The organism is Robiginitalea aurantiaca, assembly GCF_030380815.1.
Lineage (GTDB): Bacteria > Bacteroidota > Bacteroidia > Flavobacteriales > Flavobacteriaceae > Robiginitalea > Robiginitalea aurantiaca.
On the sequence record NZ_JAUDUY010000002.1, the window covers coordinates 56,880 to 79,677 of the forward strand.

Annotated in this window: 18 protein-coding genes; 14 read left to right on the forward strand and 4 right to left on the reverse strand. The window is 48.6% G+C overall.

The window, feature by feature from the left end:
* Positions 1–59: 59 nt before the first annotated feature.
* Positions 60–353 carry a GNAT family N-acetyltransferase gene (locus tag QU605_RS03810; RefSeq protein WP_289723946.1) on the forward strand — a complete coding sequence of 98 codons (294 nt, stop codon included), beginning with the start codon at positions 60–62 and terminating at the stop codon, positions 351–353.
* 48 nt (positions 354–401) lie between these two features.
* Here QU605_RS03810 and mtaB read toward each other — a convergent pair whose 3' ends face one another.
* The 3 genes from mtaB to QU605_RS03825 all read right to left on the reverse strand — a co-directional run bounded on the left by mtaB (position 402) and on the right by QU605_RS03825 (position 3,355).
* Positions 402–1,730 carry a tRNA (N(6)-L-threonylcarbamoyladenosine(37)-C(2))-methylthiotransferase MtaB gene (gene mtaB / locus QU605_RS03815; RefSeq protein ID WP_289723947.1) on the reverse strand — a complete coding sequence of 443 codons (1,329 nt, stop codon included), beginning with the start codon at positions 1,728–1,730 and terminating at the stop codon, positions 402–404.
* Positions 1,731–1,806: 76 nt separating this feature from the next.
* On the reverse strand, positions 1,807–2,982 hold the full coding sequence (locus tag QU605_RS03820) for a GlmU family protein (RefSeq protein ID WP_289723948.1): 1,176 nt from the start codon (positions 2,980–2,982) through the stop codon (positions 1,807–1,809).
* A 121-nt stretch (positions 2,983–3,103) separates the two neighbouring features.
* Positions 3,104–3,355 (reverse strand): type B 50S ribosomal protein L31, encoded by a 252-nt coding sequence (locus tag QU605_RS03825; RefSeq protein WP_289723949.1) that lies wholly within the window; start codon positions 3,353–3,355, stop codon positions 3,104–3,106.
* 166 nt (positions 3,356–3,521) lie between these two features.
* On the opposite strand from QU605_RS03825, the gene QU605_RS03830 reads away from it, so the two are divergent.
* The 7 genes from QU605_RS03830 (at position 3,522) to QU605_RS03860 (ending at position 10,349) form a co-directional block, all read left to right on the forward strand.
* Entirely contained in the window at positions 3,522–4,040 is a 519-nt protein-coding gene (locus QU605_RS03830) for a DUF4199 domain-containing protein (protein ID WP_289723950.1), read from the forward strand.
* Positions 4,041–4,084: 44 nt separating this feature from the next.
* Complete coding sequence (locus QU605_RS03835) at positions 4,085–5,071, forward strand: glycosyltransferase family 2 protein (protein ID WP_289723951.1); 987 nt, start codon at positions 4,085–4,087, stop codon at positions 5,069–5,071.
* An 86-nt stretch (positions 5,072–5,157) separates the two neighbouring features.
* Positions 5,158–6,879 (forward strand): phospho-sugar mutase, encoded by a 1,722-nt coding sequence (locus QU605_RS03840; RefSeq protein WP_289723952.1) that lies wholly within the window; start codon positions 5,158–5,160, stop codon positions 6,877–6,879.
* Complete coding sequence (locus QU605_RS03845) at positions 6,876–8,699, forward strand: ABC transporter ATP-binding protein (RefSeq protein ID WP_289723953.1); 1,824 nt, start codon at positions 6,876–6,878, stop codon at positions 8,697–8,699. The genes QU605_RS03840 and QU605_RS03845 overlap by 4 nt, the downstream gene beginning before the upstream one ends.
* 88 nt (positions 8,700–8,787) lie before the next feature.
* Positions 8,788–9,357, forward strand: a complete 570-nt coding sequence (locus tag QU605_RS03850) for an RNA polymerase sigma factor (RefSeq protein ID WP_289723954.1) — start codon at positions 8,788–8,790, stop codon at positions 9,355–9,357.
* 31 nt (positions 9,358–9,388) lie between these two features.
* A complete protein-coding gene (locus tag QU605_RS03855) occupies positions 9,389–9,901 on the forward strand; it encodes a hypothetical protein (protein ID WP_289723955.1) in 513 nt (170 codons plus the stop codon).
* Positions 9,894–10,349, forward strand: a complete 456-nt coding sequence (locus tag QU605_RS03860) for a hypothetical protein (RefSeq protein WP_289723956.1) — start codon at positions 9,894–9,896, stop codon at positions 10,347–10,349. Before QU605_RS03855 ends, QU605_RS03860 begins: the two co-directional genes overlap by 8 nt.
* Positions 10,350–10,396: 47 nt before the next feature.
* Here the strand turns inward: QU605_RS03860 and QU605_RS03865 are convergent, their stop codons facing one another.
* On the reverse strand, positions 10,397–11,425 hold the full coding sequence (locus QU605_RS03865) for a WD40/YVTN/BNR-like repeat-containing protein (protein ID WP_289723957.1): 1,029 nt from the start codon (positions 11,423–11,425) through the stop codon (positions 10,397–10,399).
* Positions 11,426–11,492: 67 nt separating this feature from the next.
* On the opposite strand from QU605_RS03865, the gene QU605_RS03870 reads away from it, so the two are divergent.
* The 6 genes from QU605_RS03870 to QU605_RS03895 all read left to right on the forward strand — a co-directional run bounded on the left by QU605_RS03870 (position 11,493) and on the right by QU605_RS03895 (position 22,774).
* Positions 11,493–12,707 (forward strand): RsmB/NOP family class I SAM-dependent RNA methyltransferase, encoded by a 1,215-nt coding sequence (locus QU605_RS03870; RefSeq protein ID WP_289723958.1) that lies wholly within the window; start codon positions 11,493–11,495, stop codon positions 12,705–12,707.
* A gap of 99 nt (positions 12,708–12,806) precedes the next feature.
* On the forward strand, positions 12,807–16,469 hold the full coding sequence (gene purL, locus QU605_RS03875; protein WP_289723959.1) for a phosphoribosylformylglycinamidine synthase: 3,663 nt from the start codon (positions 12,807–12,809) through the stop codon (positions 16,467–16,469).
* Between the two features lie 300 nt (positions 16,470–16,769).
* Complete coding sequence (locus QU605_RS03880; RefSeq protein ID WP_289723960.1) at positions 16,770–18,542, forward strand: AMP-dependent synthetase/ligase; 1,773 nt, start codon at positions 16,770–16,772, stop codon at positions 18,540–18,542.
* 144 nt (positions 18,543–18,686) lie between these two features.
* On the forward strand, positions 18,687–19,142 hold the full coding sequence (locus QU605_RS03885) for a MarR family winged helix-turn-helix transcriptional regulator (RefSeq protein ID WP_289723961.1): 456 nt from the start codon (positions 18,687–18,689) through the stop codon (positions 19,140–19,142).
* 13 nt (positions 19,143–19,155) lie between these two features.
* Positions 19,156–21,561, forward strand: coding sequence for a 3-hydroxyacyl-CoA dehydrogenase/enoyl-CoA hydratase family protein (locus QU605_RS03890; RefSeq protein WP_289723962.1), 2,406 nt, complete (start codon positions 19,156–19,158; stop codon positions 21,559–21,561).
* 22 nt (positions 21,562–21,583) lie between these two features.
* Positions 21,584–22,774 (forward strand): acetyl-CoA C-acyltransferase, encoded by a 1,191-nt coding sequence (locus QU605_RS03895; protein WP_289723963.1) that lies wholly within the window; start codon positions 21,584–21,586, stop codon positions 22,772–22,774.
* The last annotated feature ends 24 nt before the right edge of the window (positions 22,775–22,798 follow it).

A 22,798-nucleotide genomic window follows, 5' to 3' on the forward strand; every position in this document is an offset into this window, starting at 1 on the left:
AAAATTACGATCACATAGTTCGTAATTTTTTTATCTGAAACCAAACTAAATCAAACTATATGAGTGATCTGGCAATCAAGGACAATAGTTTTTTACGCCAATTTGAAGTCCAAATGGACGGGCACCTGGCAAAAATTGAATACGCCTCTCAGGAGCGTAAGGTTTTCCTTACGAAACTTGTGATTCCAGAGGAGATTACCAAGGAAGGCTTTAAAGAGGATTTTATCAAGGCCGTCCTGAATCATATTCAGGAACAAAATTTACGAGTGGTCCCAACCAGCCCTCAAATCGCACGTTTTCTTCGGAATAACAGACAGTACAAAGAAATGCTTCCTGTAGGCATCCGGATTTGAGTGCACTCAGGTTCAATGAAATATTACCCGGCCCAGCGCCGGGTTTTTTTATGGGATTGAGATGGGTTCGAGGGCCTGAAATCGAACCAATCCATCTGAATCGATTGCCTCCAGGCGAATCCGATGCAGTGTATTGACCAGCTCGGGATTCCATGGCGCCTTCACTTTTACGTAGTTTTCAGTGAAACCGTGAATGTATCCTTTTTTGTTTTCGCCTTCGAACAGGACTGTGTGATCCGTTCCCAATTGCGACTCATAAAAAGTCCTGCGTTTTTTTGCCGATAAGCTTCTGAGCATTTTGCTTCTTCTTTTCCGCTCTTGCTGGGAGACCACGCCATCCATGTCAGCTGCGAGGGTATCCGGTCTTTCGGAATATGTAAAAACATGGAGGTAGGAGATCTCAAGGCTGAGGAGGAATTCATAAGTTTCCAGAAAATGGGCTTCCGTCTCCCCGGGAAACCCGACAATTACATCTACCCCAATACAGGCATTTGGCATAACAGATCGTATCCGTTCTACACGCTCCGCATAGAGCTCCCTCATATACCTGCGCCGCATACGCCGGAGTATCGTGTTGCTCCCGCTTTGCAAGGGAATGTGGAAATGCGGAACAAAGCAGCGGCTACCCGCCACGAAATCGATAATCTCATTCTGAAGCAGGTTGGGTTCAATTGAGGATATCCTCAGTCGTTCTATCCCCGGAACCGCGTCCAATCCCTGTACGAGCTGTAGAAAGGTGTGCTCGTGTTTTTTATTGCCAAATTCCCCTTTGCCATAATCGCCTATATTCACCCCGGTCAGCACGATTTCGCGAATTCCCTTCTGTGAGATTTCAGCGGCATTTTGCAGTACATTTTCGAAGGTATCGCTCCGTGAAATCCCCCTTGCCAATGGAATCGTACAATACGTACACTTATAGTCACAGCCATCCTGAACTTTCAAAAATGCCCGGGTGCGATCGCCGATAGCATAACTACTCACATAGAAATCGGCCTCGCTAATCTCACAGGAATGGACCTTTCCATGATCCTGTTTATCGAGGTCCTCCAGATAGTCCCCGATTTTAAATTTTTCCGTTGCCCCAAGTACGAGATCCACACCGGGAATGGCAGCGATCTGATCCGGCTGTAATTGCGCATAACAGCCGACTACAGCTATATAGGCCTCAGGATTGCTCTTTTGAGCCTGACGCACCACGGAACGGAATTTTTTATCCGCATTCTCAGTAACAGAACAGGTGTTGATCACATATAAATCCGCCGAATTCTGAAAGGGTACCTTCTGGAAACCCTGTTGCTCAAGGTCCCTGGCAATCGTAGAGGTTTCTGCAAAATTGAGTTTGCATCCCAGAGTGTAAAAAGCGACGGTACGCTGCATAGTGCGATTGAATAATCCAAAGGGCTGCAAAGATATAAAAAACGGACCATCGGAAAGCCCGCTCCTCCACAGTTTCTCAGTCCTTGCGGTATTCACGGGTCATTTCAAAGACCTCGAGCATCAGTTCTTCATCTTCCGGGGTAAAAGAGACGCCCCGGCGCTCCATGGCTACCCTGGCAGCCTCAAAAGCCTTTTCAGGCATATACGTACTAAACCCCTTGGTGCCTCCCCAACTAAAACTCGGGATAAAATTCTTGGGAAAACCGGCTGCAAAAATATTGCAATTTACGCCTACTACGGTGCCTGTGTTGAACATCGTATTAATGGCCGATTTACTGTGATCTCCCATAATCAAGCCACAGAACTGCAAACCGGTCTGGTCAAAACGGCCGGAGGCGTAATTCCACAGGCGCACTTTGGCGTAATTGTTTTTCAGGTTGGAGTTATTGGTGTCAGCTCCCAGATTGCACCATTCACCCAGGACGGCATTCCCGAGAAAGCCATCATGTCCTTTGTTTGAATAGCCAAAAAGAACAGAATTGTTGATCTCCCCCCCTATTTTACAATACGGCCCCGCAGTCGTTGGCCCGTAAATCTTTGCCCCCATTTTTACGACCCCATGGGGTCCGAGCGCAAATCCGCCACGGATCAGGCACCCTTCCATCACCTCAGCATCCGAACCGATATAGATGGGTCCCGAACTGGCATTCAAAATACTGTGTTCCACCCGGGCTCCGCCTTCCAGAAAAATACGTTCGGGATTGGTGACCCTGTTCGTTGAAGAAATCGGTTCAGAGGTACGCCCTGCGGTGAGCAAATCAAAATCGGATTCCATCGCCTCCCCATTCATGGAAAAAATATCCCAGGTGTTGCGAATCTCCGAAAAAGCCTTCTGGTAATCGACGCGGATAAAACGCTCCGGGGTGTCTAAATCCGAAACCTTTTTACATCGGCAGGCCAAAAGCTGATCCCCCGAAAACAGCCCTTCCCCGATTTGTAAATCGCCAACACGACCTGCAAGAGACTCATCGGCCAGAAGGGAAGCTTTAATCAGGACATTGTCATCTGTGGAAACAAGTGGGAATTTCTTCTGGAGGTAAGTCTGAGTAAGTACTTCCACATTGGAATTCAGGTAGCGCTCCCATTTCTCCTTAAGGGTCAGAATTCCGATACGGATTTCGGCTACGGGCCGGGTATAGGTCAGGGGCAACAGGGATTCCCGCCGATCCCCGTCAAACAAAATGTAGTGCATACCGTGGTTTTAGACAAAAGTAACAAATGCAACCGGCGTTTTGCGAAGTTTTCGATCCAAAAAAAATGGGTGAACCCCAGGAGGTTCACCCATTCTATAACGCTCCGGCATATACCCGGGCCTATTTTTTGAATTTCTTGTATTTGTTCTTGAACTTATCAATCCTACCTGCCGTATCGACGAGTTTCGCCTTCCCGGTGTAGAACGGATGTGATGTCCGGGAGATTTCCAGTTTTACAAGTGGATAGGACACGCCCTCAACCTCGATGGTTTCTTTCGTCTCGGCCGCTGATTTCGTTATAAAGACATCGTCATTTGACATGTCCTTAAATGCAACCATCCTATAATTTTCGGGGTGAATACCTTGTTTCATGCTTAAAAAAGATTTTGAACCTACTATTTTCGCGGGTGCAAATGTACATATTTTTATTAAAATTTACACGTGGGTGATCTCAAAAAAAATAAAATAAATTACTACCTTCCCTGTAACAAAACCAACTTCACTTAAACATATTACTTTAAACTCTTAACTCTAAATTATGGAAACCAGTAAACCCAAAATTGGTAAATTTTCTTTGAATTACGGCCTGATCCTGGGAGGGCTCGGTGTCGTTTTCGGCTTTATGCTCTTTATGAGCGATGCCCATACCTCTCAGAGCCCTGTAAATTCGATTATCGGTATCGTAATGATGATCGGGGTCATATTCTGGGGGATTTTGAATTTCAGGAAGGCCAATGGGGATCTGCTTAAGACCGGAGAGGCCGTAAAACTCGGCGCTGGAATCGCTCTGGTGGCGGGTATTCTCTCTGTTATTTGGACCTTGATATTGACAAACGTCCTCGATCCGGATTTTGCTTCCAAAACAATGGATGCCAGGTTAGCTGAAGCCGCCGCTGAAGGTAATTTCACGCCTGAGCAACTGCAGCAACAAAAGGAAATGGGGATGGAATACTTCTGGGTAGGGTACCCGGTAATTCTTATTTTCAATATCCTGATAGGCCTGATTATCGGACTGGTTGGCGGCCTTATCTTTAAAAAAGCTGCCCCGGATTATTAATCCTAAAAATGGTACTTTTGGAGCACAATCAGCAGTCCCGATAGATGCGCCTTTCTATAGTTATCCCTTTATTGAATGAGGAGGAATCCTTAGAGGAATTGTCCCATTGGATCGCCAGAGTTATGGATTCCAATGGGATTTCCTATGAAATACTGTTTATCGATGACGGCAGTACGGATAACAGCTGGCAGATCATTTGCAGACTCTCTGAATCCGATCCGCAAATACGCGGTATCCGTTTCTTAAGGAATTTTGGTAAATCCCAGGCACTGCATGCAGGATTCAAAGCGGCCGAAGGCGAACTGGTGGCTACAATGGACGCGGATTTACAGGATAATCCGGAAGAACTTCCGGCCATGATCGAAATGATCGAAAAAGACGGGTTTGATTTGGTTTCAGGCTGGAAGAAAAAACGATACGACTCCGTGTTGATGAAGAACATGCCGTCCAAACTATTTAATTGGGCCGCGCGCAAAACCTCCGGAGTACGCTTGCACGACTTCAACTGTGGCATAAAAGTCTTCAGAAAAGAAGTGGTGAAGAGCATTGAAGTTTCAGGGGAAATGCACCGATATATACCCGTTTTGGCGAAAAATGCCGGGTATCGAAACATCGGGGAGCGGATAGTACAGCATCAGGCGCGAAAATACGGCAAGACTAAATTTGGTCCGGATCGTTTTATCAAGGGATTTCTGGATCTGATCACGGTATGGTTCGTCTCAAAATTTGGAAAACGGCCCATGCACTTATTCGGCGCCCTTGGGGTGCTTATGTTTATAATCGGATTCGGTTTTGCCCTCTACCTGGGAATTGACAAGCTGTTTTTTAATCCTGCCGGGCGCTTACTTGCCCAACGCCCCGAATTTTATATCGCCCTTACTTCCATGATCATCGGGACACAACTTTTCCTCGCAGGATTTCTCGGTGAAATGATTCTTCGTGTTCGCATTACCCAGGAACGGTACACCATATATGAATCCCTGAACCTGAAAAGGACAAACAAAGGTGTGATGGAGTCCGAGAAAGCCTGAGATACCCAGAGAGGTATGGGGCTTCCTTAAGAATCCCTTCCTGATGCAATTCGTTTTTCTAATGTAACTTTGATAAAATTCATTTGATGTCCATTCAAAATTCCATCCTCGAAAGTGCTCAGAAGTGGCTTTCGGACTTTTTTGATCCGGAAGTAAAAAAAGAAATCAGGGCCATGCTCGACAACCAGACCGAGGAGCTTCAGGATCGGTTCTACAAGACCCTGGAATTCGGAACCGGGGGGATGCGTGGCATCATGGGTACCGGGACCAACCGGATCAATAAATACACCCTGGGCAGAAGCACCCAGGGCCTGAGCCTCTATTTGCAAAAACAATTTGGAAAAACGGGTCTGAAGGTGGTAATCGCCTATGACTGCCGCCATAACAGCAAGTCCCTCGCCCGGACCGTTGCTGAAGTATTTTCTGCAAACGGGATTCAGGTATATCTTTTTTCTGAGCTTCGAACCACGCCAGAGCTCTCCTTTGCGGTCAGATATCTCGGGTGCCATGCAGGGGTAGTACTTACGGCCTCACACAATCCTCCGGAATACAACGGTTACAAGGTTTACTGGCAGGATGGCGGGCAGATCGTCCCTCCTCAGGACGGGGAAATCATTGCTGAGATAAACAGTCTGGATTACCAGGACATAAAGTTCGAAGCCCAGCCGGAACTGATCACGGAGATCGATACGGAAGTGGATGAAGCCTTTATGGAAGCCTCCGTAAAAAATGGCAGTTTTGGAGTGGAAGGAAAGGAAGATCTTTCGATCGTCTTTACGGCCTTACACGGCACTTCCATCACAGCAATCCCCGAAGTTCTCAAACGGGCGGGCTACACAAACGTAAATCTGATCTCAGAACAGTCCATTCCGGACGGGGACTTCCCAACGGTTGAATCTCCGAATCCGGAAGAACCAGAAGCCCTGAAAATGGCCCTTTCCAGAGGCAAGGCGATCGATGCAGATATTGTGATCGGGACAGATCCGGATAGCGATCGACTGGGGATTGCGGTGAAAAACACAACGGGCACCCTGGAATTGCTGAACGGCAACCAAACCATGGTACTGATGACGCGTTTCCTTTTGGATCAGCAAAGTAAAAAAGGGTTTCAGGGAAATGAATTTATCGCCACAACCATCGTTTCTACACCCATGATGCAGGCCATGGCTAAGGCCTATGGGGTGGAATGCAAAACCTCCCTGACCGGTTTTAAATGGATTGCCAAGATGATTCGGGACTACCCTGATCAGCACTTTATTGGAGGTGGGGAAGAGAGTTTTGGATACATGGTAGGGGATTTTGTCAGGGATAAAGATGCCGTGACGGCCGCTCTTCTGGCCTGTGAAATTGCCTCCTGGGCCAAAGCAAAAGGAAGCAGTTTTTACCAGGAATTACTCAATTGTTATGTGGCCTATGGGTGTTACAGGGAGCGTTTGGTATCCCTAACCAAAAAAGGAATGGACGGGGCCGTCCAGATCGCCGAAATGATGCGCAGGTTTCGCGAGAACCCTCCCCTTACCCTTGATGGGTCTGCGGTCATCCGGATTGACGATTACCAGAATGCCACCTCAAAAGATACGCTGAGTAATGCGACACGGACAATTGACCTGCCGAAATCCAATGTGCTGATTTACACTACTGAAGATGGTACCCGTCTGGCAGCCCGTCCGAGTGGCACAGAACCTAAAATCAAGTTTTACATCAGTGTATGCGGGGCGGTTTCATCCGTAAATCAGTATGACCGTACCAAGTCGGAACTCGAGTCAAAAATTGACCGTGTCCTCAAAGACCTCAAACTCGACGAATGACCTACTTCCGGAAAATTCTCCGTTTCGCGCGCCCCTACCGAAAGTATGGGTTCCTCAATATATTCTTCAACATCCTCTACGCTTTGTTCAGTGCGCTTTCCTTTGCCGCGCTGATCCCTATGCTGGACGTCCTTTTCCAACAGACAAAACCGATTACACAAGAACCTGTATACCGGGGGATCGGGCAACTGGAAGCCTATATAAAAGAGTGGCTGTATTACGAAGTAAATTCGGTTGCCGGAGACGATAAAATGAAAGGCCTGATCCTTGTGATCGGATTGGTCTTGCTGCTGTTTTTACTCAAAAACGTCTTTAATTATCTCGCGATGTACTTCATCACCTTTCTCAGGAACGGGATCCTGAAGGACCTCCGCAATGCGATATACGACAAGGTAGTTACGCTTCCCATATCGTACTACTCCGAAAAGAAAAAAGGTGATGTAATCGCACGTATCACGGCCGATGTGCTGGAAATACAACATTCCTTCCTCTCCGTACTGGAGCTGATCGTGCGGGAACCCCTGACCATTCTCTTTACCATTGTGGTCATGTTTGTCATCAATGTAAAGCTCACACTTTTTGTCTTTATTTTTATCCCCCTGGCCGGAATGGTCATCTCGCGAATTGGAAAGTCCCTCAAACGCAAGTCAGACCGGGTCCAGACCGAGCAGGGAGCCCTGCTGTCCATCGTGGAAGAAACTTTAGGCGGGCTGCGGGTCATCAAAGCCTTCAATGCCGAAAATCGGTTCTTTGAGCGCTTCAAAGCCTCCACCGAACGCTTCTTTAATTTTTCGAACAGCCTGCTGAATCGACAGAACCTCGCATCGCCAACCGGGGAATTCCTGGGCATTATGGTCATTGGTGTGCTGCTTTGGTTCGGAGGTCGGATGGTACTGGTAGAGGAAACCCTGGATGCCTCCTCCTTTATCGCCTACATGGGACTCGCATACAATATACTTACGCCTGCAAAAGCGATCAGCAAGGCTTCATACGGTGTTCGCAAAGGAAATGCGGCCGCAGAAAGGGTCCTGGAGATTCTGGAAACCGAAAACCCAATTAAGGATCCGCCCGATGGCAAATCAAAAACGGACTTCAATGAAAGTCTGAGCCTTGAAGATGTCAGTTTTAGTTATGAAGACGATCTCGTGCTCAAATCCCTGAGCCTGGAAATCCCCAAGGGAAAAACCATAGCCCTGGTAGGGCAGTCGGGAAGCGGTAAAAGTACCATCGCCAATTTGGTTACCCGTTTTTACGATGTAGACAAAGGAAGTATTCGCCTGGATGGCACAGATCTGCGTGAGATTACGAAGACTTCCCTCAGAGGCCTGATGGGACTGGTAACCCAGGATTCTATTCTCTTCAACGATACCGTGCGCAACAATATCCTTATGGGAAAGGAAGGTGCAACACAGGAAGAAATTGAAGCCGCCGCCAAAGTTGCCAATGCCCATGAATTTATCATGCAGTTGCCTAAAGGATATGAAACGAACATTGGAGACAGTGGCAATAAATTGAGCGGTGGGCAGAAGCAGCGCCTCTCCATCGCCCGGGCGGTCCTGAAGAACCCTCCGATTATGATACTCGATGAAGCCACTTCTGCACTGGATACCGAAAGCGAGCGCCTGGTACAGGATGCCCTTGAAAAAATGATGCGCAACCGAACCTCCCTGGTTATTGCCCATCGTTTGAGTACGATTAAAAATGCAGACCAGATTATTGTGATGAACCAGGGTGAAATCGCAGAGCAGGGCACGCATGATGAATTGATTGCGCAGAACGGCACCTATCGCAAACTGGTTGAAATGCAGCAGCTGGGCTAATAGGATTTCAGCGATGGACTCTTTGCCTTTTTAGGCATCAACTTTAAACCTTTCCCATATACGCGTGTCTAAGGAACAGCCAACTCAAATGAATCAAGACGCCGTTTTAGTGACACGATTGAAGCATCCGGATACCCAGAACCAGGCCTTCCGGGAGCTGGTCAGTGTGTACCAGGAGCGGCTCTACTGGCATATTCGCCGCATTGTACTGACGCATCAGAACGCAGACGACGTACTACAGGAAACCTTTATTAAGGTATTTCGGAATATCGATGGCTTTAAAGGTGAAAGCAAATTGTATTCCTGGATGTATCGTATTGCGACCAACGAAGCCCTAAGCTTTCTGAAACGCAACTCGAAAATCCAAGGAATATCAGGAGAGGAAATACAACAAAACCAACTCGCAAACCTCAGGGCTGACCCCTATTTTGACGGGGATCAGGCTGAATATGAACTGCAACAGGCCATTGCAGAACTCCCTGAAAAACAACGGCTCGTTTTTAATATGAAGTATTTTCAGGAAATGAAGTACGAAGAGATATCCGAAATTCTGGAAACTTCTGTTGGCGGCTTAAAAGCTTCCTACCACCTTGCGGTAAAAAAAGTTGAAAGGCACCTGAAGCAAGAGGGAATTGAAACAACTAAAACAAAGGATTAAACCTTTTTTATAAATTGACATCTAACAAGTAATGGAATCAAATTCAGGACGTAGCGGATTCAAAGTACCCAAAGGGTATTTTGAGCATTTGCCGGACCAGATAGCCCGGCGTGCAGGCGAGCGGCTAAACAGCCCTGGGCCCGCCAAAACCGGATTCCAAACACCTGAGGATTATTTTGAAACCTTTGGGGATCGTCTTGAGAAACGCCTGCAGAAAAAGGAAACCCCTGTGCGGTCCCTGAAATGGGCAAAACATTTCTGGATTCCTGCTGCAGCGGCAGCTATTTTGCTCTTGCTGTTGTGGTCGCCCTCCTCCCCTGCTGCTGCTCCAGAGTTCGGAGACATCAACGTTGAGGTTCTGGAAGCATATCTCCAGACAGAAGAGTTTGAACTTACGCCCAGTGAACTCGCTGAAAACATTTCCCTGAGTGATCTGGCCATGGAGGATGTGCTCGATAGTGCCCCCGCGGCACAACAAATTGAAGAGTATCTTGAAAACAATATTGAATCCGATGAAGAATTATATTGGGAACCTAATGAATAAAGGTTTTAAACCTTTTGCTCTAATACTTTTTTTCCTCTTTGCGGGGATTGCCCTCCAGGGTCAGGATCCGGATAAAAAGGAGCAGATCAAAACCCTGAAAATCGCATTTTTTACGGAGCGCTTACAGCTTACTTCTGAAGAGGCATCGGTTTTCTGGCCCATTTACAATGCGCACGAAAAAGAGCGAGAATCACTGAGGTCGGACCAGCGCAGGGAAATCATGGACCGCTTCGATAGTCTGGACACCATGTCAGAAAAAGAAGCCCGGGAGGTACTCAAGCGCTACCTGGAGCTTGAAGAAAAAGAGGAAGAACTGGATAAAGCTTACTATCAGCGCATTGCCAAAGAATTCTCCGCAGTGCGTACCTTGAAGTTATTCCAGGCCGAACAGGATTTTCGGCGACGGCTATTGCGGGAATACAGAAATCGCAGGGGCGGACATCCATAAGCCTCCTCGCACTGGTTTCCTTCCCGGTAAACGAACACCCATTTTCTCTATTTGAATTCAAGTTTAGCGATTCTGCCGTTTCCCGAGGCTATGGCTGTGGAATCATCCGCAAACCTCAAACTAAAGAAACCTTCAGATGACAGGGTACCCCAGGAAGCCCCAAAATCGCTGGAGTAGAAAATCCCCTTATAACTAACCCCTACCAGGTCCCTTCCACCCCTTCCGGGTACGTATTGCACACAGCTCAGGTAGCCCGGAGGCTGCCCGGAGGCACGGAGTACCCATGAGGTCCCACCATCCATGGTGCTGATTTTATTAGCGGTATTACCATCGGGGTCCGTATAGTCTCCTCCTGCGGCATAACCGGTTTCAGCATCGTAAAAATCCAGACTATAAAGCCCAAAGGTATCTGTGGAAGAAGTGACAGGGGTTTGCAGGACTTTCCAATGTTCCCCCAGATCGGGTGAAAAGTAGATCCGACCCTTATTCGAGACGACCCAACAGGAATCCCCTACCTGCGCGATATTCGTGTCACTTGCCGCAAAAGCCCCTTCTCCCGGAAGGGCTTCAGGCAACTGGTCACAGGGAGTTTTATTCCAGCTGTGGCCACCGTCCCGGGTAATTAGGATACTCAAACATCCGTCCATGGCATCTCCAATGGCAATTCCATTTAAGTCGTCCCAAAAGCCCATAGAATCGTAAAAGACATCCGGGCCGGATTCTGAATAGACCAATTCCATTTCTCCCGTGTCTCCTGTTTTGTAAAGCAGGGCCGGATCTCCCGCAGACAACATAAAAAAATTTGTTGCCGTATGGGCTACTGCCCTGAACTCGGGTTTCGAATCCAGGTGGGTAATTTTTTTTGAGCGTACGGTGAAATCTGCAAGGTCGACCGTTCCGAAAATCCCGTCGCTCCCTGCAAAGGCAATACTCCCCGGCATCCGCTCCAGTGCACGTATCGAGACACTATCCTCATGGATGACTTCTATAGCTACCGTGGAGAAAGGCGTGGCTTCAGATCGACCCGAACACCCGATAATAAATAAAACAATGCATATACAAATCGCAAAACGCATATAAATACGACTATGATTCGAATAAAGATATTGCAAATCTCACCAAAACAATACCTTTGCGCGAGTTATGAGGTTTCACAGAAATTTAGTGGAGGGTGTTGCAGAGGTGCTGGAGCGCATTTTTAATTCAGGTATCTATGCAGATAAGGCACTTGAACAACAGTTTCGTAAGAACAGACAGTGGGGAAGTCGCGATCGCGGATTTGTAGCAGAGACCGTATATGAAATTGTACGATGGAAGCGCCTTTACGCTGAGGTTGGTGAAATAACCCCGCCTTTTAAGAAAAAGGATTACTACCGGTACTTTGCCGTATGGGTCCTTCTCAATGACCAGGTGCTCCCCAATTGGCCCGAATTCAAAGGCCTCAAAAAGGAAGCCGTTCTGTCCCGGTATAAACCCCTGAAGAAGGTTCGGAAATACCGGGAATCCGTACCGGACTGGTTAGACTCCCTTGGTGAAGCTGGCCTAGGATCTGAATTATGGACACGGGAACTCGCCGCATTAAACGAGCAGGCCCCGGTAATCCTAAGGGCGAATCGCCTGCTGATATCACCCGAAACGCTTCAGGAAAAATTGAAGGAGGAAGGAATCGGTACGGATTTAGTGCCTGGATACCCCGATGCACTTCAGCTTCAGCAGCGCGGTAATGTCTTCCGGACGGATTCTTTTAAGGAGGGATTTTTTGAAGTTCAGGATGCTGCATCCCAAACCGTAGCCCCCTTTCTTGAAGTAGTCCCCGGAATGCGGGTAATAGATGCCTGTGCAGGGGCCGGCGGTAAAACACTCCACCTGGCAGCCCTGATGAAAAACAAGGGGCAGCTTATCGCCCTGGATATCTATCCTCAAAAACTCCAGGAATTAAAAAAGCGGGCGAAAAGGGCAAAAGCCTTTAACATAGAAACCCGATTGATTACAGACGCAAAAGTGGTCAAAAGACTCAAGGGTTCCGCAGACAGAGTACTGATCGATGCACCCTGTACGGGCTTGGGGGTATTGAGGAGAAACCCCGATGCCAAATGGAAGCTTGAATCGTCCTTCCTCGAGCGCGTATGTGAGACCCAACAGGAACTCCTGGCCAATTATTCAGCACTGGTAAAAAAGGGTGGGCTTTTGGTCTATGCCACCTGTTCCATTCTTCCCTCAGAAAACACCCGACAGGTGGAAGCGTTTTTAAAGAGTCCACAGGGCAAGTGTTTTCGCCTGGTTGAAGAGCGGTCCCTGTATGCCTCAGTAGACGGGTTTGACGGATTTTATACCGCGCGCCTGGAACGCGTTGATTAACTGTTGAAAAAAAGCCGCATCCCTTGCGGATATCCCCTCCCCGATTTCCGTGAAAGTAATACCTTTGTAGCCTTAAAAACCCTTACAATCCGGTTTTCCATGATTCACTTTTTCGGAGATTCCCAGTCCACTGTTTATGCACTCTCCTCCGCTACGGAGCTCGATGCCCCAACCATCGAGAAACTCAGCTGGCTATTTGGCAATCAGCCCAAACTGAATTCGGCGTCTATTGACGCCTTTTTTATTGGTCCCCGGGCAGCAATGGTCACACCCTGGAGCACGAATGCCACGGAAATCACCCAGAATATGGGGATATCAGGAATCACGCGTATCGAGTCATACCGGAGCGTCCAAAGTGGAGATACCGATTTTGACCAGATGCTGTTTGAAAAATACGAACGTCTTGATCAGGATTTATTTGACGTCGCCCACAAACCCGAGGGCGTTGAGGAAATTCACGATATAAGCGCTTACAACTTGCAGGAAGGTCTAGCCCTGAGTGATGAGGAAGTAGGTTATCTTCAGGAGCTCAGCGAGCGCCTTGGCAGGCCCCTTACCGATTCTGAAGTATTCGGGTTTAGCCAGGTGAATTCCGAACACTGCCGGCATAAAATTTTTAATGGCACCTTTATTATTGACGGGGCTGAAAAGACCGATTCACTTTTTAAACTTATTCGAAAGACATCCCAGGCCCACCCCAATGAGATCGTTTCGGCCTATAAGGACAATGTCGCCTTTATCAAAGGTCCTGAAGCTGTCCAATTTGCCCCAACACGGGCAGATATCCCGGACTGGTACACCGAAAAACCCTTTATTTCTGTACTTTCCCTCAAGGCGGAAACACACAATTTTCCCACTACGGTTGAACCCTTCAATGGAGCAGCCACCGGATCAGGTGGTGAAATCCGGGACAGGCTTGCGGGGGGAAAAGGTTCTATTCCCCTGGCGGGAACAGCCGTATACATGACGGCGTATTCCAGGTTGGAACACGGAAGGCCCTGGGAAAATAAGCTTGCGGAACGCAACTGGCTTTACCAGACACCTATGGACATCCTGATCAAAGCCTCTAATGGCGCTTCTGACTTCGGGAATAAATTTGGCCAGCCCCTTATCAGTGGATCCGTCCTGACCTTTGAACATCAGGAAGGAAAACAAGTTACGGGATACGACAAAGTCATCATGCTCGCCGGCGGGATTGGGTATGGTAAGGCAGAACTCGCCCTCAAAGACACCCCCCTCAAAGGAGACCGAATCGTGGTCATGGGTGGGGACAACTACCGCATCGGAATGGGTGGGGCAGCTGTTTCCAGCACAGATACTGGAGCCTTCAGCTCCGCAATCGAACTCAATGCGGTACAACGCTCGAATCCTGAAATGCAAAAACGGGCCGCTAACGCCATACGCGGGCTCGTGGAAAGTGAGACAAACCCCATCATTTCAATTCACGATCACGGAGCGGGAGGGCATTTGAACTGCCTGTCCGAACTCGTGGAAGAAACCGGAGGTTATATTCATCTGGAGAAACTCCCTGTTGGGGATCCCACCCTTTCTGCCAAGGAAATCATCGGAAATGAGTCCCAGGAACGCATGGGACTGGTTATAGGGGAAAAGGATATGGAACTGCTCCAACGTGTTGCAGACCGGGAGCGTTCCCCCATGTACGATGTTGGGGAAGTAACCGGAGACCACCGCTTTACTTTTGCCTCTGCTACTGAAAAGCCCATGGATCTGGAACTCTCGGACCTCTTTGGAAGCTCACCCAAGACAATTCTCAGGGATACCACGACAAACCGGGTTTTCGAAGAGATGGAGTATCGCGTGGAGGATTTTCAATCTTACCTGGAGCAAGTGCTTCAGCTGGAAGCCGTGGCCTGCAAGGATTGGCTGACCAATAAAGTAGACCGCTGCGTCGGAGGGCGGGTGGCCAAACAACAGTGCGCAGGACCCCTGCAGCTCCCATTGAATAACTGTGGAGTTATGGCCCTTGACTTCAAGGGAAAGGAAGGTATAGCCACTTCAATTGGTCATTCCCCTGTTTCAGCCTTAATAGACCCGGAAGCCGGAAGCCGAAACAGCATCGCAGAAGCCCTGACAAATCTGGTCTGGGCACCCCTGGAAAAGGGTCTAAAATCCGTGAGTCTCTCAGCCAACTGGATGTGGCCCTGTAATAATGAGGGAGAAGACGCCAGGTTGTACAAGGCCGTTGAGGCGGCATCTGACTTTGCCATCGCCCTGGGGATCAACATTCCGACCGGAAAGGATTCCCTCTCGATGAAGCAGCGGTACCCGGAAGGAGATGTCCTGGCTCCGGGCACGGTAATCATCTCGACAGGGGCGCAATGCAGTGACATCCAAAGTATCGTCGAGCCGGTATTTAAATTTGAAGGTGGACCCCTGTATTACCTGAACCTGTCATCAGATGAGTTCAAGCTCGGGGGTTCGTCATTTGGGCAGATTCTCGGAAAGCTTGGGAATCAGGCGCCCACAGTAAAGGACGCAGATTACTTTGCGAAAGCTTTCGACCTCCTGCAGGCTTCCATAAAAGAAGGGAGTATCCTCGCCGGACACGATGTGGCTTCAGGCGGCCTGATCACTACTTTACTGGAAGGATGCTTTCCGACCCCGGATCTGGGTGCTGAAATTGACTTAAGCGCATTGGGCGAAGAGGACCTGGTGAAAGTCCTGTTCGCAGAAAACGCTGGGGTGGTATTCCAGGCTACCGGGACCGGGATAGAAACGAAATTTGCTGCTTCTGGGATCCAAATTCACCGGATTGGAAACGTACTCAGCGGTTCCGAGTTACGCCTGAAAAATATGGATACCCGTCTGACCCTGGATATTCCCAAACTTCGCGATACCTGGTATAAAACCTCCTATCTGTTGGATGCGAAACAGACTGCCGGGGATCTGGCCCTTACACGGTATCAAAATTACGGAAAGCAACCGCTTCACTATCAATTCCCTCAGGGTTTTACAGGTAAGCTCCCAGGTAATACCCCAAACCAAAAAGCGCGGCCGAAAGCAGCCATCCTGAGGGAAAAAGGCAGTAACTCAGAACGGGAAATGGCACACGCCATGTACCTTGCCGGTTTTGATGTGAAAGATGTTCATATGACCGATCTGATCAGCGGGAGGGAAACACTTGAGGACATACGCTTTATCGGTGCCGTCGGCGGGTTTTCCAATTCCGACGTGCTCGGAAGTGCTAAAGGCTGGGCAGGTGCCTTTAAATACAACAAAAAAGCGAATCAGGCCCTTCGCAGATTCTTCGATCGTTCGGATACGCTTTCTGTAGGGATCTGTAATGGATGTCAGTTGTTTATGGAATTAGAACTCATCCACCCGGATCACGCGGATCATGGGAAGATGACCTATAACGACTCTCACAAACACGAAAGTGCCTTTACCTCGGTCCGCATCCAGGATAACAACTCCATCATGCTGAAGGGGTTATCGGGGGTAACCCTGGGTGTCTGGATCTCACATGGAGAAGGAAAATTCAAACTGCCTTACGCGGAGGAACGATATAATATTGTAGGTACATATGGGTACGGGGGGTACCCGTCCAATCCGAATGGCAGCGACTACAATACGGCCATGCTCTGTGACGACAGCGGCCGTCACCTGGTTACCATGCCCCATATCGAACGTTCCATATTTCCATGGAACTGGGCGCACTATCAGGACGGACGTCAGGATGAAGTCTCTCCCTGGCTGCAGGCCTTTGTCAATGCCCGGGAATGGATTGAATCCCACGGGTAGGCAGCAGCCGTACTTCCAGAAAATAGGTCAAAATGATATCTTTGGGTATGATGCGGATTTTTGGCTTTCTTCTGTGCGGCCTCACCCTTTGGGGCACCTATGGGCAATCCAGGTACACAGTCTATGTGCCTGCAGGCTTGAGGCCACAAAACACGTCTTCCAGCACTATTTAAAGTAGTTTTACCCAAGGGTAGCCTTTGGGAATTACCGTTTTCTCAATATGCCGGTATTCGTATTGCGGATCTTGTTGTAGAATACCCCCTGCTTTTCGTATTTTGCAATTCGATTAAAAGAACTCATATGCAAACCGTCACCAGAATTTTTGAATTCCCCTACTATCAACAAGAAAACCTTCACCTGGACAAGGCCTCAGTCACCAAGTATGACGGAGAATGGATTTCGGTGAGTTCAACAGAATACCTGCAGCGGGCAAATGCCATAAGCAGGGCCCTTTTGAAAATGGGAGTGGAAGCAAATTCCAAAATTGCCATGATCTCAATGAGCAATCGCACCGAATGGAGTATTGTGGATACCGGGGTCCTTCAGATTGGCGCGCAAAATGTCCCGATCTACCCTACGATTTCCGAAGAGGACTACGCCTACATCCTGAATCACTCCGAATCCGCTTACTGTTTTGTATCCTGCACCGAAGTCCTTGAAAAGGTTCGGGCAGTACAGAAGGAAGTTCCGACTTTAAAAGAGATTTTTAGTTTTGACCGTATTGAAGGATGCCGGCATTGGAGTGAACTGCTGGAAGAGGGAGCGGATGAATCAAATCAGGCTGATGTGGAAGCGCGCAAAGACGCCGTAAAGCCAGAAGACCTCGCAACCCTGATCTATACATCAGGGACTACAGGCCGCCCTAAAGGGGTAATGCTTTCGCATAACAATATTGTTTCCAATGTTCTGGCGAGCAAGGAGCGGGTGCCTTTCGAATACGGGAGTGTCGCTTTGAGTTTCCTGCCGGTATGCCACATTTTCGAGCGGATGATCCTCTATCTGTATCAATACTGTGGAATCAGTGTTTACTACGCTGAAAGCCTGGAGACCATCAGCGACAACCTGAAGGAAGTCAAACCCAATGTCATGACCGTGGTACCCCGGCTGCTGGAAAAGGTATACGACAAGATCATTGGACGGGGAGCCGACCTGACGGGAATAAAAAAGGCCTTGTTTTTCTGGGCAGTAGAAGTCGGGCTCAAATACGAACCCTATGGAGCCAACGGATGGTGGTATGAGAAAAAACTCGGGTTGGCGCGTAAACTCATCTTTTCAAAATGGAAAGAAGGCCTTGGAGGAAATCTCGACACCATGGTTTCCGGAAGCGCCGCACTGCAGGCTCGTCTCGCAAGGGTATTCGGAGCTGCCGGTATCCCCGTTATGGAAGGATACGGCCTGACGGAAACCTCTCCTGTCATTTCCGTAAACGATCAGCGGAATGGAGGTTGGAAAATCGGATCTGTCGGAAGGATCATAAAAGGGGTTGAAGTGAGAATCGCCTCAGATGGTGAAATACTCTGTAAAGGCCCCAATGTCATGATGGGATATTACAAGGATCCGGAACGGACAAAGGAGGTAATCAATCCCGAAGGCTTTTTCCATACAGGAGATATTGGAGAGATCGATTCAGACGGATTCCTCAGGATTACGGATCGGAAAAAAGAAATGTTTAAGACCTCCGGAGGGAAATACGTTGCCCCTCAACTCCTGGAAAACCGAATGAAACAATCCAGGTTTATCGAACAGATAATGGTTGTTGGTGAAGGTGAAAAGATGCCGGCAGCTTTAATCCAGCCGAATTTTGAATTTCTCTTTGAATGGGCCAAACGACACGGTTTAGAGTTAAAAGACACCTCAGAAGCTATTGAAAATCCGATAGTGAAGGATCGCTTTAAAAAAGAAGTCGAAGAAGCCAACGAACAGTTCGCAAAGTGGGAAAAAGTCAAATTATTCAAACTTACACCGGACATTTGGACGGTGGATGACGGACATCTGACTCCGACCATGAAATTGCGCAGGAAGATTATTAAGGAGAAGTATATCGACCTCTACAACGATATTTATAACCATTGATTCTAAGCCTAATAAGCCTCGATCTGCTAAGGAGCTAACGGCTGGTTCATGGGCTAGCCGAACCCGAAGCGGCATCCTACTTTTTTTAAAATTTATTATGCATGCATAATAAATTTTGCTATATTTGATGTTCGTAACAATCTTATGAAGGACATCACTATTGATTACGCCCTAAGGTCTACCTGGCAAGCCATTGCCCGTATGTACAACGAAGAGGCAAAACAGTTTGACAGTACGATGGCTGTTGGTTTTACCCTGTTGAGCATCGACCCAAAAACGGGTACGCCTTCCACAGCCCTCGGACCTAAGATGGGAATGGAGGCCACCAGCCTGTCCCGGATTCTCAAAAACATGGAAATCAAAGGTTTGATTGAGCGGCGTCCCAACCCGGATGATGGCCGTGGTGTTTTGATTCACCTTACCGATTTTGGCCTGGAGAAACGGGCCGATTCCAAGGATGTTGTGCTCCGCTTTAATGAGGCCGTTCGGAGCCAGGTCACCCAGGGACAACTCGATGGCTTTTTTTCCGTCATTGGTTGCATCAATCAATTAATTTCTGAGAAGAAAATCTACGATAAAGAAAAAGCGTCAAATACGTAATACCCATTTAAACATGAACAGACATATTAATAAGGTTGCGGTTGTTGGATCCGGAATCATGGGAAGTGGAATTGCCTGCCACTTTGCAAATATTGGTGTTGAAGTGCTCTTGCTTGACATCGTCCCCCGGGAACTCACCGATAAGGAAGCGGCCCGCGGTTTAACTTTAAAGGACAAAGGGGTCAGAAACCGGCTCGTGAATGATGCCCTGACCAAGGCCCTGAAATCCAAACCTTCTCCAATTTATCACAAAAGTTTTGCGAAACGCATTCAAACGGGTAACCTGGAGGATGATATAGCCCGGGTTTCAGAGGCAGACTGGATAATCGAAGTCGTCGTAGAACGCCTTGACATTAAAAAACAGGTCTTTGAGAAACTGGAGGCCCATCGCACTCCCGGAACCCTGATCACTTCTAATACCTCAGGGATTCCTATCGGGTTTATGAGCGAGGGACGCAGTGAAGACTTCCAGCAGCATTTCTGCGGGACGCATTTCTTCAATCCGCCCAGATACCTGAAGCTCTTCGAAGTCATCCCGGGGCCCAAGACCAAAAAGGATGTCCTCGATTTTCTGATTTCCTATGGTGAAAAATTCCTTGGAAAGACTTCCGTACTGGCAAAAGACACCCCTGCGTTCATCGGGAACCGGATTGGGATTTTCAGCATCATGAGCCTGTTCCACACCATCAAAGACCTGGGAATGACCATTGAAGAAGTGGACAAACTCACCGGCCCGGTAATCGGCCGGCCCAAATCCGCCACTTTCAGGACGGTAGATGTTGTCGGCCTGGATACGCTGGTGCACGTGGCCAACGGGATTGGGGCAAACTGTCCGAAAGACGAGCGGCACGAGTTATTTCAGCTGCCGGACTATATCGACAAAATGGTGAAAGAATCCTGGCTCGGAAGTAAAACAGGACAGGGATTCTATAAGAAAGTTCGAAAAGAAGACGGCTCGAGCCAGATCTTGAGCCTGGATCTCGAAAAGATGGAATATCGGTCGCAGCAGAAGGCGAAATTTGCCACCCTGGAACTGACAAAATCCATAGACAACGTGATTGACCGGTTTCCCGTGCTGACCGGAGGGAAAGACAAGGCAGGCGAATTCTATCGGAAGAGTTTTGGCGCCCTCTTTGCCTATGTGAGCTTCCGAATCCCGGAGATTACCGATGCCCTGTTCAAAATTGACGATGCCATGAAGGCGGGATTCGGTTGGGAACACGGTCCATTTCAGATATGGGATGCCATAGGGCTTGACAAAGGCCTGGAACTCGTGGAAGCCAGCGGGCAAACAGTAGCCCCCTGGATACATGAAATGAAGGAAGCGGGAATTTCATCCTTTTATACTGTCAAAGACGGGGCCACCTATTATTACGACATCCCTGAAAAAGGGTTCGTAAAAGTTCCCGGTCAGGATGGGTTTATCATCCTGGATAATATCCGAAAATCCAATGAGGTTTTCAAAAATAGCGGGGTCGTGGTCGAAGATCTGGGCGATGGAATCCTGAATGTGGAGTTCAGGTCCAAAATGAATACCATAGGAGGGGATGTTCTTGCCGGGTTGAACAAAGCAGTGGACATGGCCGAAAAAGATTTCCAGGGTCTTGTAGTTGGAAATCAGGGACCCAACTTTTCTGTAGGTGCCAATATCGGGATGATCTTTATGATGGCTGCCGAACAAGAGTACGATGAGCTCGCGATGGCCACCAAGTACTTTCAGGATACGATGATGCGTATGCGATACTCTTCGATTCCGGTGATCTCTGCCCCACACGGGATGACCCTTGGAGGGGGCTGTGAACTCAGCATGCACGCAGATAAGGTGGTTGCCGCATCGGAAACCTATATCGGACTCGTGGAATTCGGGGTCGGAGTCATCCCTGGAGGTGGCGGCTCGAAGGAGATGGCCTTAAGGGCTTCAGATCACTTCCGCAAAGACGATGTGGAACTCAATACCCTGAGGGAATACTTCCTGACGGTGGCAACGGCAAAAGTATCGACCTCGGCCTACGAAGCCTTTGACCTGGGCATTCTGCAAAAGGGGAAGGACGTAGTGGTTGTCAACAAAGACCGACAAATTGCCACGGCCAAAGCCTACGCCAAACTGCTCGCAGAGTCAGGGTATACCAAGCCCGTACCCCGCGGGGACGTTAAAGTACTCGGAAAACAGGCCCTTGGAATGTTCCTGGTCGGGACAGATTCCATGGAGGCAGGTCGCTATATTTCAGACCACGATAAGAAGATCGCCAACAAACTGGCCTATGTAATGGCAGGGGGAGATCTTTCGGAAGCAAGCTATGTCAGCGAACAGTACCTCCTGGATTTGGAACGCGAAGCTTTCCTGTCTTTATGTACAGAACGCAAGACACTTGAGCGGATTCAGCATATGCTGAAAACGGGAAAACCATTGAGAAATTAACAGAATACAAAGAGTACAAACCATGAAAGACGCCTATATCGTTAAAGCATACAGAACGGCCGTGGGTAAGGCACCCAGGGGAACCTTCCGGTTCAAGAGACCGGATGAAATGGCAGCGGAGACTATTGCCTTTATGATGAAAGAGTTACCCCAGCTGGACAAAAAACGAATCGATGACGTGATTGTTGGGAATGCCATGCCAGAGGCCGAACAAGGCTTAAACATGGCTCGTTTGATTTCCCTGATGGGTCTGGAAATTGAAGATGTCCCGGGAGTAACCGTTAATCGCTATTGTGCTTCCGGTCTGGAAACGATTGCCATCGCCTCTGCAAAAATTCGGTCCGGAATGGCCGATTGCATCATTGCTGGGGGAGCCGAAAGCATGAGTTTCATTCCTATGGGGGGCTATAAGCCCGTACCGGACTACAAGCTCGCCAAGAACGGACATGAAGATTACTATTGGGGCATGGGTCTTACTGCAGAAGCTGTGGCCGATCAATTCAAGGTATCCAGGGAAGACCAGGATGCCTTTGCCTACCAGTCGCACCAGCGGGCCTTAAAAGCTCAGAAGGAAGGTAAATTTGACTCCCAGATCGTACCTATCGATATTGCCTACACCCACGTAAATAACAAGGGAAAGAAAGCCACCGAAAACTACACTGTTAAGGCAGATGAAGGGCCCAGGGCAGACACCTCTGTGGAAGCGTTGGGCAGATTGCGGCCTGTATTTGCACAGGGCGGTAGCGTAACTGCCGGGAATTCTTCCCAAATGAGTGATGGTGCGGCCTTTGCCATGGTGATGAGTGAGGCCATGGTCAAAGAGCTGAACCTGGAGCCGATCGCACGTCTGGTCAACTATGCTGCTGTTGGGGTTCCCCCGCGTATCATGGGCATCGGACCTGTTAAGGCCATACCCAAAGCCCTTGAACTTTCCGGTCTCAAGTTAAAGGACCTGGAGCTCATTGAACTCAATGAAGCATTTGCCTCTCAATCCCTTGCGGTGATACGGGAGGTCGGACTCGACCAGGAGATCGTCAATGTGAATGGAGGCGCCATTGCGTTAGGCCACCCGCTGGGGTGCACGGGTGCAAAACTATCTGTTCAGTTATTCGATGAAATGCGCCACCGCAACCTCCATGGTAAATATGGCATGGTTACCATGTGCGTTGGAACCGGTCAGGGAGCTGCGGGGATCTATGAATTTCTGTCCTAAGGAAAAAACAAAAAGGCTAAATAA

What these genes read in the sequence shown, in the direction of transcription:
- QU605_RS03810 (WP_289723946.1), top strand. Translation starts at nt 60, where the DNA reads ATGAGTGATCTGGCAATCAAGGACAATAGTTTTTTACGCCAATTTGAA.
- mtaB (WP_289723947.1), bottom strand. Translation starts at nt 1,730, where the DNA reads ATGCAGCGTACCGTCGCTTTTTACACTCTGGGATGCAAACTCAATTTT.
- QU605_RS03820 (WP_289723948.1), bottom strand. Translation starts at nt 2,982, where the DNA reads ATGCACTACATTTTGTTTGACGGGGATCGGCGGGAATCCCTGTTGCCC.
- QU605_RS03825 (WP_289723949.1), bottom strand. Translation starts at nt 3,355, where the DNA reads ATGAAACAAGGTATTCACCCCGAAAATTATAGGATGGTTGCATTTAAG.
- QU605_RS03830 (WP_289723950.1), top strand. Translation starts at nt 3,522, where the DNA reads ATGGAAACCAGTAAACCCAAAATTGGTAAATTTTCTTTGAATTACGGC.
- QU605_RS03835 (WP_289723951.1), top strand. Translation starts at nt 4,085, where the DNA reads ATGCGCCTTTCTATAGTTATCCCTTTATTGAATGAGGAGGAATCCTTA.
- QU605_RS03840 (WP_289723952.1), top strand. Translation starts at nt 5,158, where the DNA reads ATGTCCATTCAAAATTCCATCCTCGAAAGTGCTCAGAAGTGGCTTTCG.
- QU605_RS03845 (WP_289723953.1), top strand. Translation starts at nt 6,876, where the DNA reads ATGACCTACTTCCGGAAAATTCTCCGTTTCGCGCGCCCCTACCGAAAG.
- QU605_RS03850 (WP_289723954.1), top strand. Translation starts at nt 8,788, where the DNA reads ATGAATCAAGACGCCGTTTTAGTGACACGATTGAAGCATCCGGATACC.
- QU605_RS03855 (WP_289723955.1), top strand. Translation starts at nt 9,389, where the DNA reads ATGGAATCAAATTCAGGACGTAGCGGATTCAAAGTACCCAAAGGGTAT.
- QU605_RS03860 (WP_289723956.1), top strand. Translation starts at nt 9,894, where the DNA reads ATGAATAAAGGTTTTAAACCTTTTGCTCTAATACTTTTTTTCCTCTTT.
- QU605_RS03865 (WP_289723957.1), bottom strand. Translation starts at nt 11,425, where the DNA reads ATGCGTTTTGCGATTTGTATATGCATTGTTTTATTTATTATCGGGTGT.
- QU605_RS03870 (WP_289723958.1), top strand. Translation starts at nt 11,493, where the DNA reads ATGAGGTTTCACAGAAATTTAGTGGAGGGTGTTGCAGAGGTGCTGGAG.
- purL (WP_289723959.1), top strand. Translation starts at nt 12,807, where the DNA reads ATGATTCACTTTTTCGGAGATTCCCAGTCCACTGTTTATGCACTCTCC.
- QU605_RS03880 (WP_289723960.1), top strand. Translation starts at nt 16,770, where the DNA reads ATGCAAACCGTCACCAGAATTTTTGAATTCCCCTACTATCAACAAGAA.
- QU605_RS03885 (WP_289723961.1), top strand. Translation starts at nt 18,687, where the DNA reads ATGAAGGACATCACTATTGATTACGCCCTAAGGTCTACCTGGCAAGCC.
- QU605_RS03890 (WP_289723962.1), top strand. Translation starts at nt 19,156, where the DNA reads ATGAACAGACATATTAATAAGGTTGCGGTTGTTGGATCCGGAATCATG.
- QU605_RS03895 (WP_289723963.1), top strand. Translation starts at nt 21,584, where the DNA reads ATGAAAGACGCCTATATCGTTAAAGCATACAGAACGGCCGTGGGTAAG.